The following is a 19,977-nucleotide window of genomic DNA, read 5'->3' as shown; positions in this document are numbered from 1 at the left end:
GCGGTTTCAGTCCAGGCCATGTGATCCTCCGTAGTCTTGGTAAACCACAGAGAATCATAAACTCCTGAAATCGCTCAACTTAATTTTCGGTTCGGCTCTTAATCATCGAGCGGATCATCACTCATGCCAGCAAATGTACTGTCAGAAGTATCCGAAGGAGGAGTGGGCTGGGTGCCCTTCTTGCGGGTGTCTTTTCCGGCATTCTTCCCCGGCTGTTTGATTTCCAGCGATGTGGTACTGCCCCCGCTTCGATCGGCTTTATGGCGGACCGTTGAGATTCGATATTCACCATCAACGCCAGCGCGTGCGCCTGAAAGCGTGAAGGTGGCCTCGGCCTGTGCTTCAACGGTCAAATCCATTTCAACCGTGCCTTCGCCGCCCTCGCGTTCAGCTTCCCGTTTTCGGGCTTCACCGACATGCTCAGCCTGGCTTTCATCGCTCACTGTGGTGCGAACAACGTTGGTGGATTCTGGCAAATCACGATCAAGATCAAACTCAATATCTTTGGATTTGAAGTCCGCAGCTTTGCGGTCGAAATATCGAACCTTGGCCTTGGTGAATGATCTGCGCCCCGTGTAGGGGGCAATGTCCCACGAAATGACGTTGACGCCGACAATGCCTTCAATGACCGGCATCTTCGCGCCCGTGGTGGCCTTTCCTTCGCCGCGTTTTGCAAGAACAGCCTGATCACCTCTGATTTTGAAAGAGCCGCCCAATTCACGGGCGAGTTTTTCACCAAGGTGCAAAAAGCTTTCACCATCCGCAGACCAGTAATCACGATGGATATTGGCGAAATCCGCATCAAGCTTGATCGTTGAAATGCCGGAGCGCTTGGCGGCGTCATCGATGAATTCCTGCAAGGTTGCATCATCCTTGTGAAACAAGAGAGGCTGCTTGACCTTGCCTCTGCTGTCGAAACCCTTGGCTGTGACTTGAAGTGTCCGTCCGCCACCACGGGAGCCGGAGGAGCGGACACTATCGACTGTGCCTTTGAATTTGGACACACCATCAAGGATTGCTTCAACGGCAGCGCCGTCTTGTGGCAGTTTCACCTGTCCATCTGTGTCGTCAAATGTCAGCGAACAGGTGTCGGATGCGCTGCCATCCTTGTCTGTGATGTCGATACTGATGAGATAGGGGCGCATGGCACTGGTCATGTCCCTGCCATCGACAAGAACTTTCCAGTTCACTTTCCAGCTATTTGTCATGATCATTCACTCAAAGAGAGAAACAACGTGGCGTGATTGGCCGGGTCCTTGCGCTGGCAAGTCCGGCAAAAGCACGTCTGTGCCTAAAGGGATGATCGCGCCGAGGGCGGCGAGATCGGTGTTGATTGCCAATGCCTCTTCAAGCAGGCTTCGCCCGCGCACCCCATAGGCACGCCAAAGCAGCAGGTCGAGGGTTATCCCTTCGCCCTTCACGGTGATTGTTTGCATCACGGCTCCTAGAATATGCCGAAGAGTGACAGCAGCCCGGTGATAACCTGCTGTCCGGCACCCGCATCCGGTTGCACTTTGGTCATGACGATTGTGTGCTTGACGACAAAGCCAACGCCATCACGGGTGAGGTCAGTGTGGTTTTCGGTTATTCGGGTGATGGCGAACCATCCCAAACGTGTGCCATCGCCGCGCTGAAGCGGGAATTTTGTCCCGCTGCGGCGCATGCCATGGGCTATTTCGAGTCCGTCGAGACCGCCGATCCTGGTGGGTAAAATCTGCCCGGAGAGGGTGATTTCATCATCGCCTTCGCCGGTGAACTCTTTGGCTGGAAAAGCCCCGATAAGGGCTTTGGACGCAATGTCCGCCGAGGCGGTTCTTTGCATGCTGTCGATACTGAAAGGACGCGTATCAACGGTCAGCGTACCAAGCATATACAGCATTATGACACTCCATATTCGAGATCGGCATGAATGCCATCAAATGCTGATCGCACGCTTTGCGTAACCTTTGCAGCGGCGAGATTGGCTATTTCTTCAGGTGTTGCGGCAGATTTGGCGTTGATAACAAGGCTAAGATTGACGTTTGGCGCGGGTGGCGGGTTCATAACTTGCACCTGCTGCACGCCAGATGGTTCTGTCACAACCGTGGGGCTTCCAAGAAGCGTGACTTTCTCTGGTTCGCTGTAAGTTGGAGACGGGGCTATCAGGTCGTTCCAAAGTTGTCTGAAACTGAATGGGACAGTTTCTGAGGGTGCCGCTTGCTTAGGTGCGGGGGCCACCTCACGCTGTCCGGTGCTATTGCCTTGCTTCAAGTTGTATTCGTTCATTTTCTGAATGAAATACTCTTGATCTATCAATTTGGGATCGGATGGCCCCTTTGCTTCGAGGCCTTTATAGATCGCATAACCAACAGTGCTCCAGATATTGGCGCGCGACAGGAAGCTTCCCAGCCCACTGCCGACGATCTTTGCAAACAGGCCTGTCTGGCTGCTCGCAGCACCTGTTTTAACGGCGCCAACCTCTACGCCGCCATAAAGAAGACGTGTCAGCCAACCACCACCCACAGCAGCGCCGCCGCGACCTATGTTGGCTGCAGCAGCCCCTGAAGCTGTACCGACAGCACCTGCCGCAGCACTACCACCTGTAATACTCCTTCCCAATGAAACAACAGATCGTAAAATGCCTACAGCAGCGCGTGCCCCTGATAAGAAGTAAAGCGCGGATGCAAGTTTGCGAACGGTCCCCGCAAGTATGCCAAGCCCCACGCTTGCAAGCATGAGATAACCGCCATACTTGAGCACCTCACCCAAAAAATGAGCAAGCGGGCTATTCTTGACGGCATCATTGAATGCGCGAAGAGAAGCGCCAAATTCCTTAAACCGTGCGAAAATTCTGCCGAGTTTATCCGCAGCTTCCTCTCCATTGGCCGGTCCTAGCAAAAGATCACCCAGATCGTTGATCATCTGGCGCAAATTGCCATCATAACCAAGACCGGAACTGAAACCCTTGATGGCCTGCCACAATTGATCCAGAGGCGTGGCTCTGTCTCCCAGAGATTTCAGAAGATCAAGTATACCTGCTGCACCGTCGTTGATTGCTGGCAACATGCGGTCGCCCATCTCAATGCCAATGGCGGCGAGATTGTTTCGAAGAAGCTGCAGGGCATTTGCTGTGGTTTTCGCGCGTGTTTCATATTCTTTGAAGGATGAGCCAGCATAGTTCGTTTTGTTTGCAACCATTGCAAGCAGTCGTTCAAGCTCTTCGGTGCTTTTGAGCAATGGTGCCAGCGCGCGAGCTTCCGAGCCAAAAACAGCTTCCATTACGGAAATTTGCTGCCATTGAGGCAGCTTTTTTATCCGATTAAGAACGCTGAGCGTGGTTTTAACAGCGTCTTTTTGCATCCCCTTTGCAACTTTAACACTGTCCAGCCCAAGCTGCTTGAACGCGGTTCGCTGGCGTTTGGTGGCATTTTCTCCTGTGGTGAGCGCCTTGGTCAGATTGCGAAAGCTTGTTGCTGCGACCTCTGGTTCAAAACCAGATCCAATCATGGCGCCACCGAAGGCCAAAGCCTGTTCGGCAGAGAAGCCCGCCGTTTCAGCGAATGCTGCGACGCGGTTGGTGTACTCCAGCAAAGAAGGAGCGTTGGCAGCCGATGTATTTCCGACTTCGTTGATGGCATCGGCCAGTAAAACAGTGTCGGTTACGTTTCTGCCGAGTGCAGTTTTGATCTTTGCAAGAGCCTCGCCAGTTTCGCCAACCGGTGTTTCCCAGGCCGTTGCTACTTTTGCTGTCGCCTCTGCGAAGGATTCCAATTCTTCGTTGGCAATGCCCGATTGCCCGGCAGCCGCATAGATTGCTGCAAAACCGGAAGCCGTTATCGGTATAGCGGTGGAAAGCCGTAAGATCGACTTTCGCATATTAAGGAACTGGCTATCTGTTGCTTCAACGACTTTTTTGACATCTGCAAAGGCAGATTCGAACTCGATTGCTGCTCCCGCTGTCGAACGAATGCCGCGATCAAGGCTGATATAGGCTGCGCCAAACGCTGCAATGCGCCCCAGCGTGCCCGTGATTGGTGAGGCAAGCTTACGCTGGGAAGCTGCAAAATTATCTGCAGCGCCCCGCAACCGGTTCATGGTACCAAACAGACCGCGTGCCGGGCCAGACACACGGTCAAACAGGCTAACAATCAGTTTGCTTTCAATGACGGACATTGCGGAGCGCTTTCATCACACGATGAACCGCGTCCCGCTCCCGTATTGCGTGGGAGCAGGTGTAACGGTCAACGATGTTTCTGGGTGTGTTGGTGTAGTGGGATAATAGGACAGCGAGACCGCGCCAGTCGGAACCGTGTCCTATCTCACGTTTCCCAGGATACTTTCGGTCTTAACGATAATTTGCGTGATATCGCGACCTTTGACTTTGCGGAATAGATCGAAAGGCAGCCCACACATCATTGCAAGAATGCGCATGGTGCGCTCGATGTCACCTTTTGCAGTTTCTTCCACATCGATCATGTGCCCCACGTCGGGTTCAGTGAATTTCAATTCCTGAATCAGTCCGCCGTTGCTGTCGGCAACAGGCACCAAAAGTGTGTGGGTGATAACCAATTCTTCATTTTCCATAACATGTGACCTTGAGATTGTATTGAGTTAAGCGCCAAGAGCGCGGCGGACATCCCCGAAATGATCGACGCCGCCTGAGCGAAGAACACGTTCCCAAAAATCCACGTACCAAAGCTCTTCACCGTTCAGGTGAAATTCGTAATGCGTGACTTCTTTGAAGGAATGGGTGCAGCCCATAAAATCTTCCGGGCTGCCTTCATCGGGGGTCCATTCAACAATTGCGCCTTCAATGATTGCGCGTGCTGGTACGGTTGCCCCTGTCTTTTTATCGCGGACGGCAGCTGCAAAGACCCATCGATCAACTTTCCCCATTCCCCGGAATATATCCGTATCGAAGCCTTTGATTTCCATCGCAGGTTCGGGCGCTTCGATGCGAGGCAGAGCGAAATCTGCCGCCATAACGCCACCCCCAGGATTGTGGGACGCTGTGGCAAATTTAATTGCTGGGATTGTTAACTTGGAAATAGTTGTCGCACGGGATGTGCCGGCTTGTTCCGCACGGCGTACATCTACCGCTGCGAGCATATAGAGAGGCTGCATAGTAGTTCCTTTTGGTGGCTGTGGAATGAATGATTAAGCAGTCGCGTTAAGACGCGCGATGATTTCAGCAACGAGGCCATCAACCGCGGGGCGGTAACGGCGCACTTCATGGTTGGCGACCTTGAAGGCGGGTGCAGGCTCAATGCCGATATTCACCGTGAGGTGGCCAAGGCGGATCTGTTCCGGGCTGTTTTTGTCGGCGACAAATTTCACCTCAAAACCCAGAATGTCGTTATCAACCTTGTGATCCCGCAACATGAACTTCTGAGAGTTCAGCCATGCTTCTGCCGTGTCGGCGGTGATTTTCGGGCCAAGGAATTGGCGCGTAATCTGAGCCAGCTTAACCGTTAGATAATCGGCACCGCGCACCTGATGGATCTGCTTCCAGAGTTCACCGGTGTCGGTGTTATCTGTGCCGATGAAGACGAAACCGCCATCGGCAATGGCACCATCAACACCGGTTTCTCCCCGCGCAACAATCGACACATTGCCCTCAAGCATCTGCTGGCCTTCGGTCGAACCATCAAAGAGCGAGAAATTGATGTTTCGGGAAAGGCCTGCCAGCCCTTGAATTGGCTGATTGGCAATCGGATCAAACGGCTTGCCACCATGCTGATTGTCAATGGATGCAAAGAGACCTGCAATGCGCGGACCCATTGGCCGCGTGACAATGTTGGCGCCCTCAAAAATCCGTGCTGCCACCCCGATCGGCATAAGACGCTGGGAGTTCATCGTCTCACGCGCTGATATCGCGAGCGCTGCTGATGTGTCATCAACATCGACGGGGGCAATTGCAAGCAGGCGCTCGCATGCGACGGGAAGGGCGGCAACGACAGGGTTCACGGTGTCAGCATCGGGACGCCATGCTGTTCGACCAGCCCAGATAATGTGCGGTGTGGCATTCACGGCTGAGGGAATCTCGGACACATTCGCGAGACATTCCGCAATCGCTGCAGATGTGACGGCAACATCGGCCCCTTCCTTGACGCGGAAGATGGTTACGTCCGCCCCGGCATTCAGTCCGGTAAGCTGTGCGTTGATCCCTTTGACAGCATCGGCGAGATACCCGGTGCCAAGGGCTTCAACGGCATCGCCATTGCTTGTGGAAATGCGAACAGGTGTATCCTCTGGATATTCAGAAGCTGATGCATCGTTTGAAGTTTCGATGAGCAGTATTTTAGAAAAGTCTGCGCCGAGAACCGGCAACGGTTCGTCATTTGGCCGCGTGAAAGTCATGCCGAAAGTCGGTGTCGACATTGGGTTCGCTCCTTTAATTTTAGGGTATGCCCCGCCACGGGCTGATTTCGGCAACAAAAAGCCCGGCGCAATGGCCGGGCTATCGAATATTATTAGGCCGCATTATGCGGGCTAGCTGTTAGTTTGCGAGTGGTAACAATCGTCGCGCAGCGCCCCGAACAAAGCGAATGCATCGGTTGAAACAGGCTGCCTACCACAAAAGAGACTTGCGACAAGCTAAATTCACCGCGTCAAGCTTGACATTCATTCTTACAAAAGCTGATGCTCTCGCGAATAATAATTCTTAGGCATATACTGGGCGAATATGAGTGGGCCAACGGTCGCACCACAATCGACTATTCCTTCTCATTTTCATTGACTGAACCAGCACTGAATTAGATGCCGATTTCTTTTTTATGCCCTGAAACTTATAACGGTCCGCTCAATATTCCTAGACACTCTAATGCCCCATAAGGTGGCGAGCCTACGCCTGGTTTTCCGTACAGAGCGCAATGCTTCTCGTTTAATGCGCGCCATAGCTCCCACCTTCTTGCTTTTCGCAATCGAAGCTACTTTTCGTCCATCTTCGATGCCACTCGCTAAATACCCAGTTTGTGGGGTAGCGCCATTAATCAGAATTATGTCTTGTATAGCGATTGCTGGCTGTATCTGCCAAAGCGAGAAATCATTAACTGTAGGGTCAAACAGATAATCATCAATAGGTGTCAAACCGGCCACGTAGTTCTGTAGCGCCTTATGTGCGGCGGCTTTGCTAATCACATAAGCACCTGAGCCCCAGTGTTTGAAGGCGAGTTGGGCCAGCTTCCGATCATTGTCTAGGTCAAACGCCTTTGTCGTAACGATTGTAGGCTCATTCACTGTTTCCAGCTTGATGATATCTGCGCCAGTTGGAATCCACGCAGTTGAATTTATGAAAAAGCCCGCATCGCTGGATAAATGCAGGTCATCTTCCATCACGACTGCATATTCGTCCGCACTTTCGACAATTTTTCTAAAAATGGCCAGGTGCGACTCTGCGCAAGCAATCTCTCCCACAGTCATGGGCTTGCCTTGCTGACGTTGCGCTCGATACTTGTCAATCTCATCATCGGTAAATAAATGGCCGTCAATCGCGGCAAGCCGTTCAAAGTCGATTGATTGTTGGTGTAAAATTTTCGTCATGCGCTCCATTCGTTCTGGTGCGCGATCAAGATTGACAATATAGCACTTCATAATGTTTTAACCTGTTATACCTTCGCCGTTCATTGTCATGTAGCGAATTTTGATGCAATTGAGGTTTTATGGCCGTCCCTGTACTTCTTTATCATCAGATAGCAGCATTACCTCAAAGAAGGGTCCCCTACCAAGGTCTCTTTGTTCATCCCGATAGCTTTCGTCGGCAAATGCTATGTCTCAAATATCTAGGTTATAAGGGGTTATCCGTTCGTGATGCTTGGCCGTATTTGCGAGGAAAAAAGCAAGGCAAGGTCGTGGTGATCACATTTGATGACGGCTTTTTGAATACGCTCGAAAATGCTGCACCCGTACTGGCCGATTGCGGGTTCACGTCCACCAACTATTTTGTAGCCAACCAGATTGGTGGCAGCAATATTTGGGATCGAGAGGATGGGATACCGGACACGCCATGCATGAACATGTTGCAAATGCGGGAGTGGGACGCATTAGGTCATGAAGTCGGGGCTCATACACTTGACCATGTTCTGCTACCTGAAACGGACGATCCCGAAGCACGGCGGCAAATCGCGGAATCCAAGCTCAAATTAGAGGACATGCTTGGAAAGCCGATAACGAATTTTTGCTATCCATATGGTGGGAACAACCCCATTCATCGTGAAATGGTGCGTGATGCTGGTTATGAAAGTGCGGTGACTACTGTCAGTAGGAGTGCCAAGCCGGACGATGACATATACGGAATCCCACGGCTGTATATCCGATATAGGCATTCGACTTTTGAGGCGCTTCTACGGATCATGCTAAAATAAAAAAGGCCAGGGGGGCCTTTTTATAGCTTTGCGGCTGCTCGCCAAAAATCGTCGCGTTGTTCTTCCGACCATTCAAACAAGATGCGAATTTTATCAGAGAGTGGATGCAACCGAGAAAAAGTTGTAGCTCCGATGATAAGCATTTCAGCATCAAATTGTTCGTCGTCAGGCAATTGGCTCATGAGAGCCTGCAACGCGGCGGGGATAGCGCCTCCCTGCAACGCAGTTTTGGCTTCATCCTTTGTGATCAGTTCCAAGGTAGCCAATTGCTGGAAGAACTGGCGGCGGCTTATTTCATCAGGGACAGGATCGTTGATAGGTGGTTCAACTATCGCTGTACCATTCCAGATTTTAGAGTAAACATCACCGCCTTCACCCCATGTGTAGCCGAAATCGCTATCTATTCCGATTATCTGAACGCCGGGGATTTGTAGTTGCTCAATGTCATCCCACATTGAGAAAATGCTCCCGTTTTCAAGTACGGCAATATAGAACGGGCTGGGGTCTGCTTGAATTAATGGCACTACGTCGCGGCCCTTTTCGTCAACCAAAAACCACGCCGTGGTTGTTTTATCGTCGTCGAGTACGACTGTCCTTAGTTCGCGGGAGAAGACGCCATATTCTTTCATACTGTCACCAGCCTCCTAAAGCTCTCCATCCAACATTTGGGATATAAATTTGCGGTTGGCGTGCGGCAAAGCGGGACACAACGGGAAATGTATACCCACCAGTCGTGATTTTTTGCTTCACAAAAGACGTTAAATAATACCCGTTTGAGTCAAGCCAAACGCCATTTGAGACGGTATTGTTGTTTAGGTCCCATTCAACCCATCCCGCCGAACGAGCGTCAGCTAGGCGCCAATTGAGCTGATCCTTAATTGTGTCAAGCGACCACCCGCCATTACCCAGCGTGTTAGCATATGCAGCGCCATCGGCCCAATTTGCGCCGCCGTTTGCTCGGCCGCTGATACTGATCGGCCAATTATTACCAAACCACGTTGCATCAACGTTTAGTTCCAGACCACTACTGCCCCATCCGACGCTTACTACTCCGCTGTTGAATTGCCTTACGGGTGTGAAGCCCAGCGCCTTTTGATAAATGGTATCAAAGTATGCTTTCAGCGTAGCTCTGATGTTCGCCCATGTCGTTTTAAACATGGTCGAGCCGCCAGCTTCGACACCAGTGAAAAAATCACCATCAGCGGGTGTAGTCTTGCCGTTTGCCCCGGCTACAGCCGCACCAACGGTTGCAGTTGTCGTGAGTGCAGGCAATTGTGCAGACGGGACTTTCCCGCCAGCGTCCAGTGATGCCACGCCACCCGCTGCGCCTTTGTCCACTGTTCCAAGCGCGTCGATATTGGCTCGGCCCTGCGCCCGCTGTGCAAGGCTGAAGTTTGTTGCGGCATCGACACGAACGCGAACACCCAATGCAGTACCGACAGAAGCGGCAAAGTTGGGATCATTGCCAAGGGCATCGGCGAGTTCTTTGAGCGTATCAAGAGCTTCGCCTGATCCATTCACCAAATTATCGACAGCCGCTTTGATCGCTTGCGCAACTTCATCGGCTGTCATGCCGTCAGTTATTCCGAAACCGCCCAGCGTCGTCGGCTTGTGGGTGAGATCAGCAAAGGAATGTTTGTGAGTCGATAAAGCCGTTTCGAACGACTTTATCTTCACATCAATTGCGGTAAACGTGGTGGCAATCTTGGCAATCTCGCCAAGCTGGAGGCCTTTTGGCGAGGGCAAATCCCACTCATAGTTTGTTGTCTTTGCCATCTATTACACCTTTGAAAGCAACATGCGCAGGCCGGAGATTTCCGGGCGCGCGGCTGGGGTTCCTGTCAAAACAAGACGCGTGCGTGCATCCAGATTGGCCGCTGGATAGTTTGTGCGCGTGAATGATTGCTCGACCAGACCGTCACCCAGCGGAGTGGCACCTGATACGCTGACCGTTTCGTAATTGCCGGGAATGCCAATCTGCACCTGTGCCGACGAATTGGCGGGAAGCTTCGCGTCAAATGTCACAAGCACCCGGTTTGCATCGGTCGCATCCACCGCACGCGTGACGTAATCGGCTGTGGTCTGCAACTCGCCATCAATGATCTGCACATTCGGAAACAGAAACGGCGTCACCCGTTCCGTGCCGCGCAGAACCGCCGACACCTGAATGGTCTCGTTCTGAATGTAATGATCAAAGCTGATGATCTGGCGCGGCGCTGACGTGATCACTTCGCCATTCGGTCGGGTCAGTCTTATGGTGACATCAACCGATGCATCAGGATATTCAACACCGGCGCGGATGATCACATCCGACATTTTGAGCGGCGTGAATGAACCAATCGGCACGATCTTTTCAATCGGCTCAAACGCACAACCAATCATTTCAAACCACAGGTCCGATTCATTATGAACGGTCCATGTCGAAGCGTTGGATGACGACAGCAGCACGCCAACCGTAAACGGCTGGCCGGTGATGATCGAATTGGTGTCGAGGTCGATCTTGCCGATGGACGCGACAAACAATTCATGTTCACCATCGTCGGTGAGAACCACAAAGCAATGTTCACGGCCTCCGGGGATAAAGACCGGATATTTGAACATGGCGGTGAATGTCTCACCTTGCCTGAGCGCTGTGCCTGGCACAAAAGCTTCCGCAATCACCTGCGACGTCGGCAGTCCCACTTCAACCGTTCTGATCTGCACCAGAATGGAATTGGAGGGTGAGCCAATTTTCGCGCACATCAGACGAATGCCAGCCAGACACCACGACTGTGCAAGCGTGAATGTCTGAGCCAGCGGGTCATGACTGCCACCGCTTGGCTCTCTGCTGGAAATAGAACTGGCGTTATTCGCTGCAATATTCGTTACGTTGGTGACGTTCGTCACGTTGTTGACAACGGTATTGTTGATAACCGGCTGCGGCATGCTTTCGGTCGAGGTTTCCAGGGAACTGGTCAGCCGGTATTCCTCAACCGTGATCTCGCCCCGCCCGACATAGGTGCAGCCTGCATCGGTTCCGGCGCTGCCTTCGAAGAAGACAGATTTCGAACCGGCTGGCACATTGGCGGGAATGGTGAATTCACCTGTCATCACCCCATCGCTGTCTGCCGGACCCGAAACGGCGAAGGCGACCTCAATGTCATCAAACCAGACTTTTGAAAGCACTTCATTTTCGATGAAGCCTTCCAGCCGGAAATTCACATCACGCGTGCGAATGAATTCCGCCGAGATGATCGTTTCACGGACCTTCTCGACCTGCTGTTCGAGCGAAATGCCGCTGATATATTCCCCTTCAGATGCTTCAAAGGCCTGCGTTTCCGGTGACGTCCAGCTTGTGCGTTTTTCTGTCCAGAAGTCGGTTGACGGCTCCACACTGGCGCGGCCCGGCATGGGCGTGAAAGTCTGATACGGGTTGATCTTCATCGAACCGCTGCGGCGGTTCTGACGAATGACAATCACTTCTCTGTAATCAAGATGCTGAATCTCCATGAATGCCGGAAACTCATGCAGCGTTGGCTTGATTGGCAGGCGAAGCTTGCCGCCGACGATTGCGGCGCTCTGCGCAATACCCTGATCGCGCAGATCGTCATCAATGAATGGATCGACGAACAGACCGCGCTTGGCTGCGACTTCCCGCGAGGAAATGTCATTCTTCAACCGCTCCTGCGCCACCAGATCATAAACATTGATCAGCATCTGCTCCATGCGGGTGATGCGGTCATAGGTGAAGTTACGCACCTGTGTGATCTCAATGCGCGGCGGACGGCCCCAATCATTATAGACGCGGGCAAGCTCCAGCCGATCAGCGGGCACTTCTGGCGGGCGCGGGCGCGAAACCGCCGAGACGCCCGTCAGATAGACCATGCCGCCCGATGGCTCGACCGCAATCACATCGATGCGCGGCAGCTTGTAGCGATAGTCAAACAGCACATTGGTGCCATTGGCAGCACCCGTCACCGTGATCGTCTCGCGGTCCACGGCATCGGGCTGGATATTCTCATTATAGCGATACTTGACCGTATAAGACGCACCGGGCGCCGGTTCCTTGCCCGATGGCGACCAGTCAATCTGCCCTTGCGACAGCAACCAGTCGGCAGGCGTGGTGTAAACCGTGGTGCCCGATTTGATTTCGAGGATCGCGGTAACAGAGGAATGCGGCAGTGGATCGGTCACACCGGCATAAGGACCATGGACGATTGTGTCGGTGGTTTCCTTTTCGACGGTGATGCGGCGCACCTCGGCAATCGGAGTCTTTGAAACGGTAAAGACCTGCGTGCCGCCTGTTACTGCGGTGAACGGATGCGGTTCCGCATCGATCATCCGCAGATCAGGGTTTTCCTCATACGCAAAGCGAAACGACTGGCGACGAATGACGCGGCGACCATTCACATAGGCCGTGCCTTCCGATACCGAAAACACCTGCTTGCCTTCGGCGTTCGGGCCAAGGGCTGCGACCAGAAAGCCGCTATTGACGAATGAGCCGTTGCTTTCGCGCGTAACGGTTTCCATCGCCTTATAGATCTCGGAAAAGTCGGTGTTGGTTGACGTGGTGAGGATAACACCATCGCGCACCTGAAACACCGAAAGCACATCTTCCCCATGGCCGTCGAGTGAATGGCCCCATGTGAGCGTGATTTCAACACGGGCCGGGCCGTCTTCGGCAAAGGCTTCCGTGCCTTCAATATCACCTTTCAGCGCGGCGTCCTCAATATCGGTGACAAGCCGATCGGAATGGCGAACGCCAATCACGACCTCGCCTTTGTTCGGCAATGTGAAATCGGCCGCTGCCACATCATGGACGATGCCGCCAAAGTAAATGGCGCAGGCTGGAATTTGCACGCGGATATGATGCTCATCGGGAGCGGTCACAACCGGGTCGGTGCCATCCACAATGCGACCATCCTGAAGGATATAGTCGGCCACACGGCGGGTGTGATCGAGCGCAATATCCTGCGCTTCGTTCAAATCCTTGGATTGCAGATAGATTGGTCTGTCGGGAAAGGCCACGGCATGGCGCTTCTGGGAGCGATCAAAGCGGCTACCATAGCCTTCGCGTTTGATGATGCTGTTCATTGCGCCTCACAGGGTCAAAATAAAGCTGAAGGTCTGGCCGATGGAGCCGTCACGAACGATGGGGGCAAAGCGATCCGCCTCAATCAATTTGCCGAAACTCACCACATTAGCGGCTGCGATATATTGCTGACCGGCTGGCACGCTTTCTGCCAACTGCGTTCCCACAAAGATGCCCGTTTCGCGCAATGTGCTGTCGGCTGCATCGGGCAGTTCAAGCTGGAAGCGCACAAACACATAAGGCGTAGGCGTCTCGCTCTGCGAATAAGCAGCGCCGTCACTCATTAAGATGCTGCCTGCATTGTCCGGTGTGACAAAGAATTTCTCACGGGTGCGGGTGATGCCGACTTTGCTGACAAGGTCAGAAAGACCCGAAAGGGCTGCGTCCCGGCTTTCCTGTTCTTCCGGCGTGGTTGGCAGTGGTTCGCTGTCCCATGCCGGATCGCCTTCGCCCACAGCGAGAAATAAAGTCATATTGAGAAGCGCTTGCGCGAGGACAGTGCGACCGTCCTGTGTGAACACAGCCATTATTCTGATCCTGTTTGAATACGTGGCACCGGAGCGCCAAACGGTTGATTGACGAAGGGCGCATTTTGGAAGGGCACGGTTGCGCGGTTGCGATAATCAACCCGCACGGCTGCGGTTGCAGCAAAGCGCGTGGCAGGCTGATTGCGCGGTATGTTGAGGGCAACGCTCCGCACCATAAGAATGTGCTGCGTATGATGGACAACAACGCGACCGCCTGTCGGCACAATGACCCGTTGCCTGCGATTGACGCGCAGCGAAAGAACCGGCTCATGTGGTGAGCGGCGAATGCCGGACCAGTCATTGAGGAAAGCATCCCCATTGAGCCGATGCTTGTTCAGCTGAAAGGCCCGGACATCCCATCCGCTTGTGACGCGTGCAAACTCTGATCGCAGAGGCTTGGATGCCTTCACCAGTTGCGTCATCGGCCTGACGAAATCGGTGTTTCGAACCTCAAACGGTAGATGGACCTGAAACCACCACCATTTGCGTTTGGTGGCTTGAAACTCCTCAATGTCACCATCGTGGTTGATCCAGCGCAACGCACGATGCAATGCGGCAGGCGTGCCGATCAGGCGCTGCCAGAGAATGCCTTCCCGAAGTGCTGTTCGAAGGTCGGGCAAAAAATCGGCAATTTCATTCAGCCCGTATTCTGCAATGAGATAGGGAACGACTGAATCCGGTGGATTGAACTTAAAGCCGCGCAGTGCCTGAACGCCGGGCATCAGCACGGGCAGATTGTCCAAAGATTCAGAGAGCACTCTTTCCAGAGGGGTCGGCGCAGCATCGTCGCCGAGGAGATGCTGCGGTTCCATCAATAATCCCGTCCTCTATAATTGAGCTTGATATTGCCGAGCGAAATGGCCACGCCTGGTGGCGCAATTTCCGAAATTGTTGGTGAGAGAATGTCGACACGCTTCACGCCTGACACGTGAAGGCGAGCCTCTATCCATGAAGGTTCAAGATCAAAGCCGATTTCAGATTCATTGAGCCATGCCTGACGCAGAAGCTCTGGCAAGGCGTCGAGAATGCCAAATGCTGCATCAGGCAGCAGCCAGATGTCCGCTTCAATATCTGTGCCAGTCGCAACAGCAGGCTCTATGATCAATGTGTCATTGAGCAAGCGCACCCGTTCGCTCATGACCTCTGCCTCAACGGCATCAAGCATTGCCTGATCGGGGATGCCGCCATTCTCCTGCGACAGAACAGCAATATGGATGATTGGCCAGAATTCTTCGCGATAGACTTTTACGCTGCGGATTCTGACATCAGCGCGCCGGGCAGCGGCTTCATACCAAAACGAACTGCCACCGGGGGAGCGCCCCTTAATCTCAATGACAAGACGAAACCGGAAAGCCTCGTCTTTTTCCCCGACAAGTCTGTAAACATCATAAAATGCGCCAAGATGGTCGAGATCGCTGCGAAGGGCAAAAGCCAGCAAATTGGCTTTAACCGCATCATTAATGGCAGCGCGCAAATCGGTTTCACGATAGGCATCTGCAAGATGAACCGTTTTGAGTAAATCCGTTTCCAGATGGCCGACGTCATAGTCGATTCCAGCCGCTACAAGACGCTGGCGCAGATCCTCCATGCGGTCTGCAAGGATCGTCTCAACATAGAATGTCTTGATGACTTCGGGCGGTGGCAGGCTGGAAAAATCAAATGCAACTGTGCTCATAGCGGCTTCACCAACACTTTCCCCGACGACACTGAAAGACTAAATGAAATGGCGCGTTCGACAGTCTGGTCTCCAAGATGACCACGCGGACGAAAATCTGCGAGGATCACAAAACCGGCCCGGCCCAGCCTGATTTCATCGGTGCTGCCGGTAACGCTCACGCGCCGCACCTGAAACCTTGGCTCCCAGAGGTCGATTGCGGTTGCAATCAAAGACTGGAAAGCGGCAAACAGATTGGGTGTCATCTTGCGCCCCAGAAGCTCGACAATACCGGCACCAAATTCGCGGCGCAGGATGAGCGAACCAATGCGGCGCATAAGGATGACTTCCACACCCTGATAGGCGGATTCCAGATTGGAGATCGGCAATCCCGTATGACGGCTAATCCCCACCATCTTGATTGCCTTCAGTTTCTTTCGTGCGTGGTTTGGGTTCAGGCCGTTCAAGGCGTCCGTGGTCGAGGTCGAAACGGGCCTCAGTGTCGCTCAGGCTCACTTTGCGGGTCGCAGGCACGCGTGCGCCATTGACCCATTCAACGCCCGGACGGACGCGATAGGTTTTTACGGTCATTTCTCAGCCCTTTAATTTGCGGGAGGATCGGTGTTGTCGCGACCGCGTTCAACGCCGCTATGGATGTGCGTGTCGCCTATGTCGGCACCATTATGCTTGACGTGTCCGCCCTTGAAATCGACGTTGCCTTCAACGACGAAATCCCCCTGGATTGTTATTTTTCCGTCTTTAACGGTGGCGTTTACACCAAAGGCCCGGAACACACTGGCCAGAAGGTCATTGCTTGGCGGCTGGTTGGCATCCGAAAAACCGCCCCTGATAAGCAATCCCTGACGCGGGTCGCCATTGGGGTTGATCATGCCGACTATCTGGCCCAGCGAAAGCGGCATCCATGTGCTGGAAGCACCACCGGATTCAGGATGCGGATACCAGGGCGAAAGAAACGGCTGGCCGTTTTCGTCCTCACCAAACTTGATGCGATAGCCTTTTTCTGCATCGATTGCGGCGACAGGCCCGACTTTGAGAGACTTTCCGAAAGCCGTCTTCAGCATTTCGATGTCTATTTTCATGCCAACAAGATTGCGATGCATCATGGCACCTTTTGCGTTTGCGAAACCCCATCCATGTCGATTGTGCTTTCGGTCCAGCTTGGCGTTTCGCGCATGACATCAGATGGCAATGGCCCCAATCCAAGCGCCAGCAATTCCTGCGCTGTCATGCCGTGATCCTGTTGCAGTCGTTCCCACGGTTCGCGTTCGCCTGTTATCTTGGCTTCGATGAAGGCTGCTTTTTTCTGCAAGCTTTCGTCATCGCTGGCTTTTGCCATAGCGATAAACCGGGCAAACGGCGCGTCAGGATCAAGCGCGCGTAGCGGCTCTGGATCATCAATCAAATCGACGGTTATTTTCGTCTGATGCGCGGCGAGGCGAATGCCTTCGCTGACATTCCCAACCCGCCCGCGTTCGATAGAAGACGTTTTATAGATGAAGCTTAGAAAAATCTGGCTCCAGACATTATCGGGGTCGGTGAGGGCCTGTGCTATTTCCCGCGAGATGAGATCAAGGGTGAACTCAAAATTTCCGTCTGTGTCGGGAATGCCGATTTCCGGCATCATAGCCGTGCCATCTTTCGGGCTGACTTCCAGCATTTTGGCCGTAACACCCGTTTCAAACAGAACTTCTGTACGCCCATTTAACAGCAAGGCGCGCAGTTCGTTGTCACCGACCTGCGCTTTCCCGGCATCGGTATAAACAGCGATGAAATAGCTGTCGGATTCGATCTCGATTTTTCCCGTAGCATCATTGTCGATGATACCGATTTCACTATCCAGAACATTGTTCTGCGCACGCGTCCGGCCTTTCAGAGCTTCGACGGCGGCGGCACGGAGGGCTATTCGGGCAAGGCTCATAATCAGGCATTCCCTGTTTTCCCGGCAGCAACTTCGCCAAGGGTGGCATAAAGACGGCGGTGCGAACGCAGATCGACATATTGCACTTCAAACATTGGCAGACCGGGACGCGCGAGCGCGCAGACGCGACAACCTTTGTGCAGCGCAATCGCCGGATATCGCGCGCGGTCAATGGCGATTGCTGCCTTGCCAGCGGCAAGTTTGATATTCCAATTGCTGTTGTTGCCACCATCCGGCTGCAGGGACGTGCGATCTTCCGTTCGCAGTACAGCCTCAATTTCGATAGGCGGCTGATCGGCGATTGTCTGGCCGTTCTTTAGCGGGAAAACGCGAAGAGGTTCTGCAAACTCGGCGTCGACCTCTTCATAAAGCGCAACGCGGTGTTCATCGAAACGCGAAGAGGTCATTTTGATTTGCCGCCATCACTATCAATGTTCAGGGCTTCTTGCTGCTGCTGAGGCGGCTTGGTTGCTTCTGCCAGTTGTTCGGTCAATGCAGCAACATGTTTGCGTTCCGCTTCCAGTTCCTTGCGAAGCTTGTCAGCTTGATCCGCAAGTGCCTGGTTGGCGTCGTTCAAGTCAGCCTGAAGAGAGCCGACTTCACCGGAAAGGCGAAGTTTGTCGGCTTCCAGCCCGGTGATTTTGGTGTCCGCAAGCTGCAAATCACCGACAAGCTTTCCTCGTTCGGATTCAAGTCGGGTGATTTCTTCTTTGAGGGCTTCCGGGTCATCCGCATCTGCACGCGTGGTTTCAGCATCTTTTGCCGCTGCCGCAATAGCCTTCTTGCGCTTTTCAGCCTCCGCGTAATCATAGGCGATACGGTCAGAAATCAAATGGTCGCCATAGACCTTTGGGACTTCGATTGGTTGATGAGGAAGAACGCTAACATTGTTCTTCATCTCCAGAACATTTGCAGGGATTATGCCGCCGTTAGGAAACGCGACAAGGATCGTGGATTTCTTCGACATGGGTGTTCCTCATTTATGAGCACTGCGGCCCGCTCAGTGTAAGCGGGCCGGTGAACATGATGTCGGTTAGAGGGTAATCCTGCGCAGCGCGCCGGGCTTGGTGCAGAGCGAAATCGGGTTCGATTGAACTTCGATATCGACGCCTTTGTCGTTTCGCATCGGGATCTGCTTCATGTAACGCGGAAGCCCCTTGGTATTGACCGTTTCCATGTAGTCGGCAGGGGCAAAGCGCGTGATGAACAGTCCGGGGGCACCTATTGGCGTGACCCGGCCTTCATCATGATCGATATAGGCGGCACCGAGACTTGCCGTTGCGCGCGAGCCCGTTTTGTAACGCTCGAACACAAACTTCCCGACGGTGAATTTGTCAGGGATGGCTTCCCGCAACTGGCCTGCGCCATTGGTTGCAAGGAAGGTTTCGCGGATGCGCTTGTGCCCCCAGAGCTTCAGGTGAAGGTTGCGCCCGGTCCAGACGTGAAAATGATCATAAAAGCCGTCGAGGTCATCTTCGATTGACCAGGCAACGTCTTTTTCAAGGATTTCATCGACTTTCGCAGCGTCATTGGCAAGATTAAGCGAAACAGGCGCGGGAACGGCGATGCCGAAACGATTATAGAGATCGTGCAGCACACGCCCCGATTTTGAGGTTACGATGCCCTTGATCGCCCCGACACGCTGATGTTCAAGTGTCATGTCGAGATCGAGCAAGTGACGGTCGACCTTGCTCATGACACGGTCCGTTACCTGTTCAACTTCGTTTTCTGTCCCGAAGGCGCGAACATTCTGAACTTCGTCCGCTTTCACAGAGTCGTTTCGCTCGTAATGATCGACATTGAACGGGATCAGTTTACGGCTTTCGCCTGTGGCGGTTTCACCAGGTCCACCACGTTCACTCGGCTCTACAAGGCTCAGCGAACCGTCACGTTCTTCGACGGAGACCGTCGTTGTCGTGACGCCATCTTCCTCAAACATGCCTGAAGCGCCGATCTGGCCGGGGCGATAAGGCTGATTGTTGACGGCAGCAGTCAGGGACTGCACGGAAAATGCGTCGTCATTAAAAATATCAAGGGTTGGCATATGGGTTTCTCCTTAGCGCGCCTTGATATGAACGGCGCGCAATTGTTCGAGTTTTGCCGCCTGCTTGGCAGCGTCGTTAACGGAAGCGTCAAACACCAGCAGCGAGGTTTTCACCTCGGCATGAACATTGATGATGACGGCTTCAGCATCGTTGTCAGTGGCATCAGCCGCATAGCAAAGGATGGCTGTGGCGGTTTCGGCACCTTCCTGACCGGCAATTTCGCCAGCAGGTGATGGAATGAAGCTGCCCTTGGCGGCTGTCAGTTCGCCGAGAACGGTGCCGGGTTTAAGCTTGCCGGTGCCTGCGGGGATTGTCGCAACATCGCGCGAGATATGGCCGTCGCCTTCATGCAGGATGAATTCGAGCGGACGCAGGCCCATAACCTTGTTTTCCATGGGT

At 53.4% G+C, this 19,977-nt stretch carries 23 protein-coding genes; 1 reads left to right on the top strand and 22 read right to left on the bottom strand.

From position 1 onward, the window contains the following. Positions 1–98: 98 nt before the first annotated feature. From VBH83_RS09095 to VBH83_RS09060, 8 genes are all read right to left on the bottom strand, one after another. Positions 99–1,208, bottom strand: coding sequence for a phage late control D family protein (locus VBH83_RS09095; protein WP_396997303.1), 1,110 nt, complete (start codon positions 1,206–1,208; stop codon positions 99–101). A 6-nt stretch (positions 1,209–1,214) separates the two neighbouring features. After that, the gene (locus VBH83_RS09090; protein WP_265986074.1) at positions 1,215–1,436 is read right to left on the bottom strand and encodes a tail protein X; all 222 of its coding nucleotides are present in this window, start codon (positions 1,434–1,436) and stop codon (positions 1,215–1,217) included. A gap of 8 nt (positions 1,437–1,444) precedes the next feature. After that, positions 1,445–1,879 carry a phage tail protein gene (locus VBH83_RS09085; RefSeq protein WP_396997301.1) on the bottom strand — a complete coding sequence of 145 codons (435 nt, stop codon included), beginning with the start codon at positions 1,877–1,879 and terminating at the stop codon, positions 1,445–1,447. Beyond that, positions 1,879–4,152, bottom strand: coding sequence for a phage tail tape measure protein (locus tag VBH83_RS09080; RefSeq protein WP_396997299.1), 2,274 nt, complete (start codon positions 4,150–4,152; stop codon positions 1,879–1,881). Before VBH83_RS09080 ends, VBH83_RS09085 begins: the two co-directional genes overlap by 1 nt. Before the next feature lie 141 nt (positions 4,153–4,293). After that, entirely contained in the window at positions 4,294–4,563 is a 270-nt protein-coding gene (locus tag VBH83_RS09075; protein WP_396997297.1) for a phage tail assembly protein, read from the bottom strand. A gap of 27 nt (positions 4,564–4,590) precedes the next feature. Further along, positions 4,591–5,088 carry a phage major tail tube protein gene (locus tag VBH83_RS09070; protein WP_396997315.1) on the bottom strand — a complete coding sequence of 166 codons (498 nt, stop codon included), beginning with the start codon at positions 5,086–5,088 and terminating at the stop codon, positions 4,591–4,593. Between the two features lie 48 nt (positions 5,089–5,136). After that, positions 5,137–6,360, bottom strand: a complete 1,224-nt coding sequence (locus tag VBH83_RS09065; protein ID WP_396997295.1) for a phage tail protein — start codon at positions 6,358–6,360, stop codon at positions 5,137–5,139. A 393-nt stretch (positions 6,361–6,753) separates the two neighbouring features. Further along, complete coding sequence (locus VBH83_RS09060) at positions 6,754–7,572, bottom strand: glycosyltransferase family 25 protein (protein WP_396997293.1); 819 nt, start codon at positions 7,570–7,572, stop codon at positions 6,754–6,756. Positions 7,573–7,640: 68 nt separating this feature from the next. Here VBH83_RS09060 and VBH83_RS09055 point away from each other — a divergent pair, with 68 nt between their 5' ends. Next, entirely contained in the window at positions 7,641–8,342 is a 702-nt protein-coding gene (locus tag VBH83_RS09055) for a polysaccharide deacetylase family protein (RefSeq protein WP_396997291.1), read from the top strand. 20 nt (positions 8,343–8,362) lie between these two features. On the opposite strand, the gene VBH83_RS09050 is transcribed toward VBH83_RS09055, so the two are convergent. From VBH83_RS09050 to VBH83_RS08985, 14 genes are all read right to left on the bottom strand, one after another. After that, positions 8,363–8,971, bottom strand: a complete 609-nt coding sequence (locus VBH83_RS09050; RefSeq protein WP_396997289.1) for a hypothetical protein — start codon at positions 8,969–8,971, stop codon at positions 8,363–8,365. A 4-nt stretch (positions 8,972–8,975) separates the two neighbouring features. Then, on the bottom strand, positions 8,976–10,118 hold the full coding sequence (locus VBH83_RS09045) for a hypothetical protein (protein WP_396997287.1): 1,143 nt from the start codon (positions 10,116–10,118) through the stop codon (positions 8,976–8,978). Positions 10,119–10,121: 3 nt separating this feature from the next. Next, on the bottom strand, positions 10,122–13,415 hold the full coding sequence (locus VBH83_RS09040) for a DUF4815 domain-containing protein (protein ID WP_396997285.1): 3,294 nt from the start codon (positions 13,413–13,415) through the stop codon (positions 10,122–10,124). A gap of 6 nt (positions 13,416–13,421) precedes the next feature. Further along, positions 13,422–13,940, bottom strand: a complete 519-nt coding sequence (locus tag VBH83_RS09035; protein ID WP_396997283.1) for a hypothetical protein — start codon at positions 13,938–13,940, stop codon at positions 13,422–13,424. Beyond that, entirely contained in the window at positions 13,940–14,752 is an 813-nt protein-coding gene (locus VBH83_RS09030; protein ID WP_396997281.1) for a phage tail protein, read from the bottom strand. Before VBH83_RS09030 ends, VBH83_RS09035 begins: the two co-directional genes overlap by 1 nt. Continuing rightward, positions 14,752–15,615, bottom strand: coding sequence for a baseplate J/gp47 family protein (locus tag VBH83_RS09025; RefSeq protein ID WP_396997279.1), 864 nt, complete (start codon positions 15,613–15,615; stop codon positions 14,752–14,754). The genes VBH83_RS09030 and VBH83_RS09025 overlap by 1 nt, the downstream gene beginning before the upstream one ends. Further along, the gene (locus VBH83_RS09020) at positions 15,612–16,010 is read right to left on the bottom strand and encodes a GPW/gp25 family protein (RefSeq protein ID WP_396997277.1); all 399 of its coding nucleotides are present in this window, start codon (positions 16,008–16,010) and stop codon (positions 15,612–15,614) included. The genes VBH83_RS09025 and VBH83_RS09020 overlap by 4 nt, the downstream gene beginning before the upstream one ends. Then, on the bottom strand, positions 15,997–16,185 hold the full coding sequence (locus tag VBH83_RS09015; RefSeq protein ID WP_396997275.1) for a hypothetical protein: 189 nt from the start codon (positions 16,183–16,185) through the stop codon (positions 15,997–15,999). The genes VBH83_RS09020 and VBH83_RS09015 overlap by 14 nt, the downstream gene beginning before the upstream one ends. Before the next feature lie 11 nt (positions 16,186–16,196). After that, on the bottom strand, positions 16,197–16,718 hold the full coding sequence (locus tag VBH83_RS09010; protein WP_396997273.1) for a baseplate assembly protein: 522 nt from the start codon (positions 16,716–16,718) through the stop codon (positions 16,197–16,199). Then, positions 16,715–17,533, bottom strand: a complete 819-nt coding sequence (locus VBH83_RS09005) for a hypothetical protein (protein ID WP_396997271.1) — start codon at positions 17,531–17,533, stop codon at positions 16,715–16,717. Before VBH83_RS09005 ends, VBH83_RS09010 begins: the two co-directional genes overlap by 4 nt. Positions 17,534–17,535: 2 nt before the next feature. Beyond that, positions 17,536–17,940 (bottom strand): hypothetical protein, encoded by a 405-nt coding sequence (locus VBH83_RS09000; protein WP_396997269.1) that lies wholly within the window; start codon positions 17,938–17,940, stop codon positions 17,536–17,538. Then, positions 17,937–18,500 carry a hypothetical protein gene (locus VBH83_RS08995; protein WP_396997267.1) on the bottom strand — a complete coding sequence of 188 codons (564 nt, stop codon included), beginning with the start codon at positions 18,498–18,500 and terminating at the stop codon, positions 17,937–17,939. Before VBH83_RS08995 ends, VBH83_RS09000 begins: the two co-directional genes overlap by 4 nt. A 66-nt stretch (positions 18,501–18,566) precedes the next feature. Next, a complete protein-coding gene (locus VBH83_RS08990; RefSeq protein WP_396997265.1) occupies positions 18,567–19,577 on the bottom strand; it encodes a major capsid protein in 1,011 nt (336 codons plus the stop codon). 12 nt (positions 19,578–19,589) lie between these two features. After that, on the bottom strand, positions 19,590–19,973 hold the full coding sequence (locus VBH83_RS08985) for a head decoration protein (protein ID WP_396997263.1): 384 nt from the start codon (positions 19,971–19,973) through the stop codon (positions 19,590–19,592). Between the last annotated feature and the right edge of the window lie 4 nt (positions 19,974–19,977).

The organism is Ochrobactrum sp. S1502_03 (assembly GCF_044435015.1).
Lineage (GTDB): Bacteria > Pseudomonadota > Alphaproteobacteria > Rhizobiales > Rhizobiaceae > Brucella > Brucella chromiisoli.
Note: the sequence above shows the minus strand (reverse complement) of the source record. Positions and strands in the feature narration are given on the sequence as shown.

Bases quoted from the DNA above. Each gene is read 5' to 3' on its own strand.
- VBH83_RS09095 (WP_396997303.1), bottom strand. From the start codon at position 1,208: ATGACAAATAGCTGGAAAGTGAACTGGAAAGTTCTTGTCGATGGCAGG.
- VBH83_RS09090 (WP_265986074.1), bottom strand. From the start codon at position 1,436: ATGCAAACAATCACCGTGAAGGGCGAAGGGATAACCCTCGACCTGCTG.
- VBH83_RS09085 (WP_396997301.1), bottom strand. From the start codon at position 1,879: ATGCTGTATATGCTTGGTACGCTGACCGTTGATACGCGTCCTTTCAGT.
- VBH83_RS09080 (WP_396997299.1), bottom strand. From the start codon at position 4,152: ATGTCCGTCATTGAAAGCAAACTGATTGTTAGCCTGTTTGACCGTGTG.
- VBH83_RS09075 (WP_396997297.1), bottom strand. From the start codon at position 4,563: ATGGAAAATGAAGAATTGGTTATCACCCACACACTTTTGGTGCCTGTT.
- VBH83_RS09070 (WP_396997315.1), bottom strand. From the start codon at position 5,088: ATGCTCGCAGCGGTAGATGTACGCCGTGCGGAACAAGCCGGCACATCC.
- VBH83_RS09065 (WP_396997295.1), bottom strand. From the start codon at position 6,360: ATGTCGACACCGACTTTCGGCATGACTTTCACGCGGCCAAATGACGAA.
- VBH83_RS09060 (WP_396997293.1), bottom strand. From the start codon at position 7,572: ATGAAGTGCTATATTGTCAATCTTGATCGCGCACCAGAACGAATGGAG.
- VBH83_RS09055 (WP_396997291.1), top strand. From the start codon at position 7,641: ATGGCCGTCCCTGTACTTCTTTATCATCAGATAGCAGCATTACCTCAA.
- VBH83_RS09050 (WP_396997289.1), bottom strand. From the start codon at position 8,971: ATGAAAGAATATGGCGTCTTCTCCCGCGAACTAAGGACAGTCGTACTC.
- VBH83_RS09045 (WP_396997287.1), bottom strand. From the start codon at position 10,118: ATGGCAAAGACAACAAACTATGAGTGGGATTTGCCCTCGCCAAAAGGC.
- VBH83_RS09040 (WP_396997285.1), bottom strand. From the start codon at position 13,415: ATGAACAGCATCATCAAACGCGAAGGCTATGGTAGCCGCTTTGATCGC.
- VBH83_RS09035 (WP_396997283.1), bottom strand. From the start codon at position 13,940: ATGGCTGTGTTCACACAGGACGGTCGCACTGTCCTCGCGCAAGCGCTT.
- VBH83_RS09030 (WP_396997281.1), bottom strand. From the start codon at position 14,752: ATGGAACCGCAGCATCTCCTCGGCGACGATGCTGCGCCGACCCCTCTG.
- VBH83_RS09025 (WP_396997279.1), bottom strand. From the start codon at position 15,615: ATGAGCACAGTTGCATTTGATTTTTCCAGCCTGCCACCGCCCGAAGTC.
- VBH83_RS09020 (WP_396997277.1), bottom strand. From the start codon at position 16,010: ATGGTGGGGATTAGCCGTCATACGGGATTGCCGATCTCCAATCTGGAA.
- VBH83_RS09015 (WP_396997275.1), bottom strand. From the start codon at position 16,185: ATGACCGTAAAAACCTATCGCGTCCGTCCGGGCGTTGAATGGGTCAAT.
- VBH83_RS09010 (WP_396997273.1), bottom strand. From the start codon at position 16,718: ATGATGCATCGCAATCTTGTTGGCATGAAAATAGACATCGAAATGCTG.
- VBH83_RS09005 (WP_396997271.1), bottom strand. From the start codon at position 17,533: ATGAGCCTTGCCCGAATAGCCCTCCGTGCCGCCGCCGTCGAAGCTCTG.
- VBH83_RS09000 (WP_396997269.1), bottom strand. From the start codon at position 17,940: ATGACCTCTTCGCGTTTCGATGAACACCGCGTTGCGCTTTATGAAGAG.
- VBH83_RS08995 (WP_396997267.1), bottom strand. From the start codon at position 18,500: ATGTCGAAGAAATCCACGATCCTTGTCGCGTTTCCTAACGGCGGCATA.
- VBH83_RS08990 (WP_396997265.1), bottom strand. From the start codon at position 19,577: ATGCCAACCCTTGATATTTTTAATGACGACGCATTTTCCGTGCAGTCC.
- VBH83_RS08985 (WP_396997263.1), bottom strand. From the start codon at position 19,973: ATGGAAAACAAGGTTATGGGCCTGCGTCCGCTCGAATTCATCCTGCAT.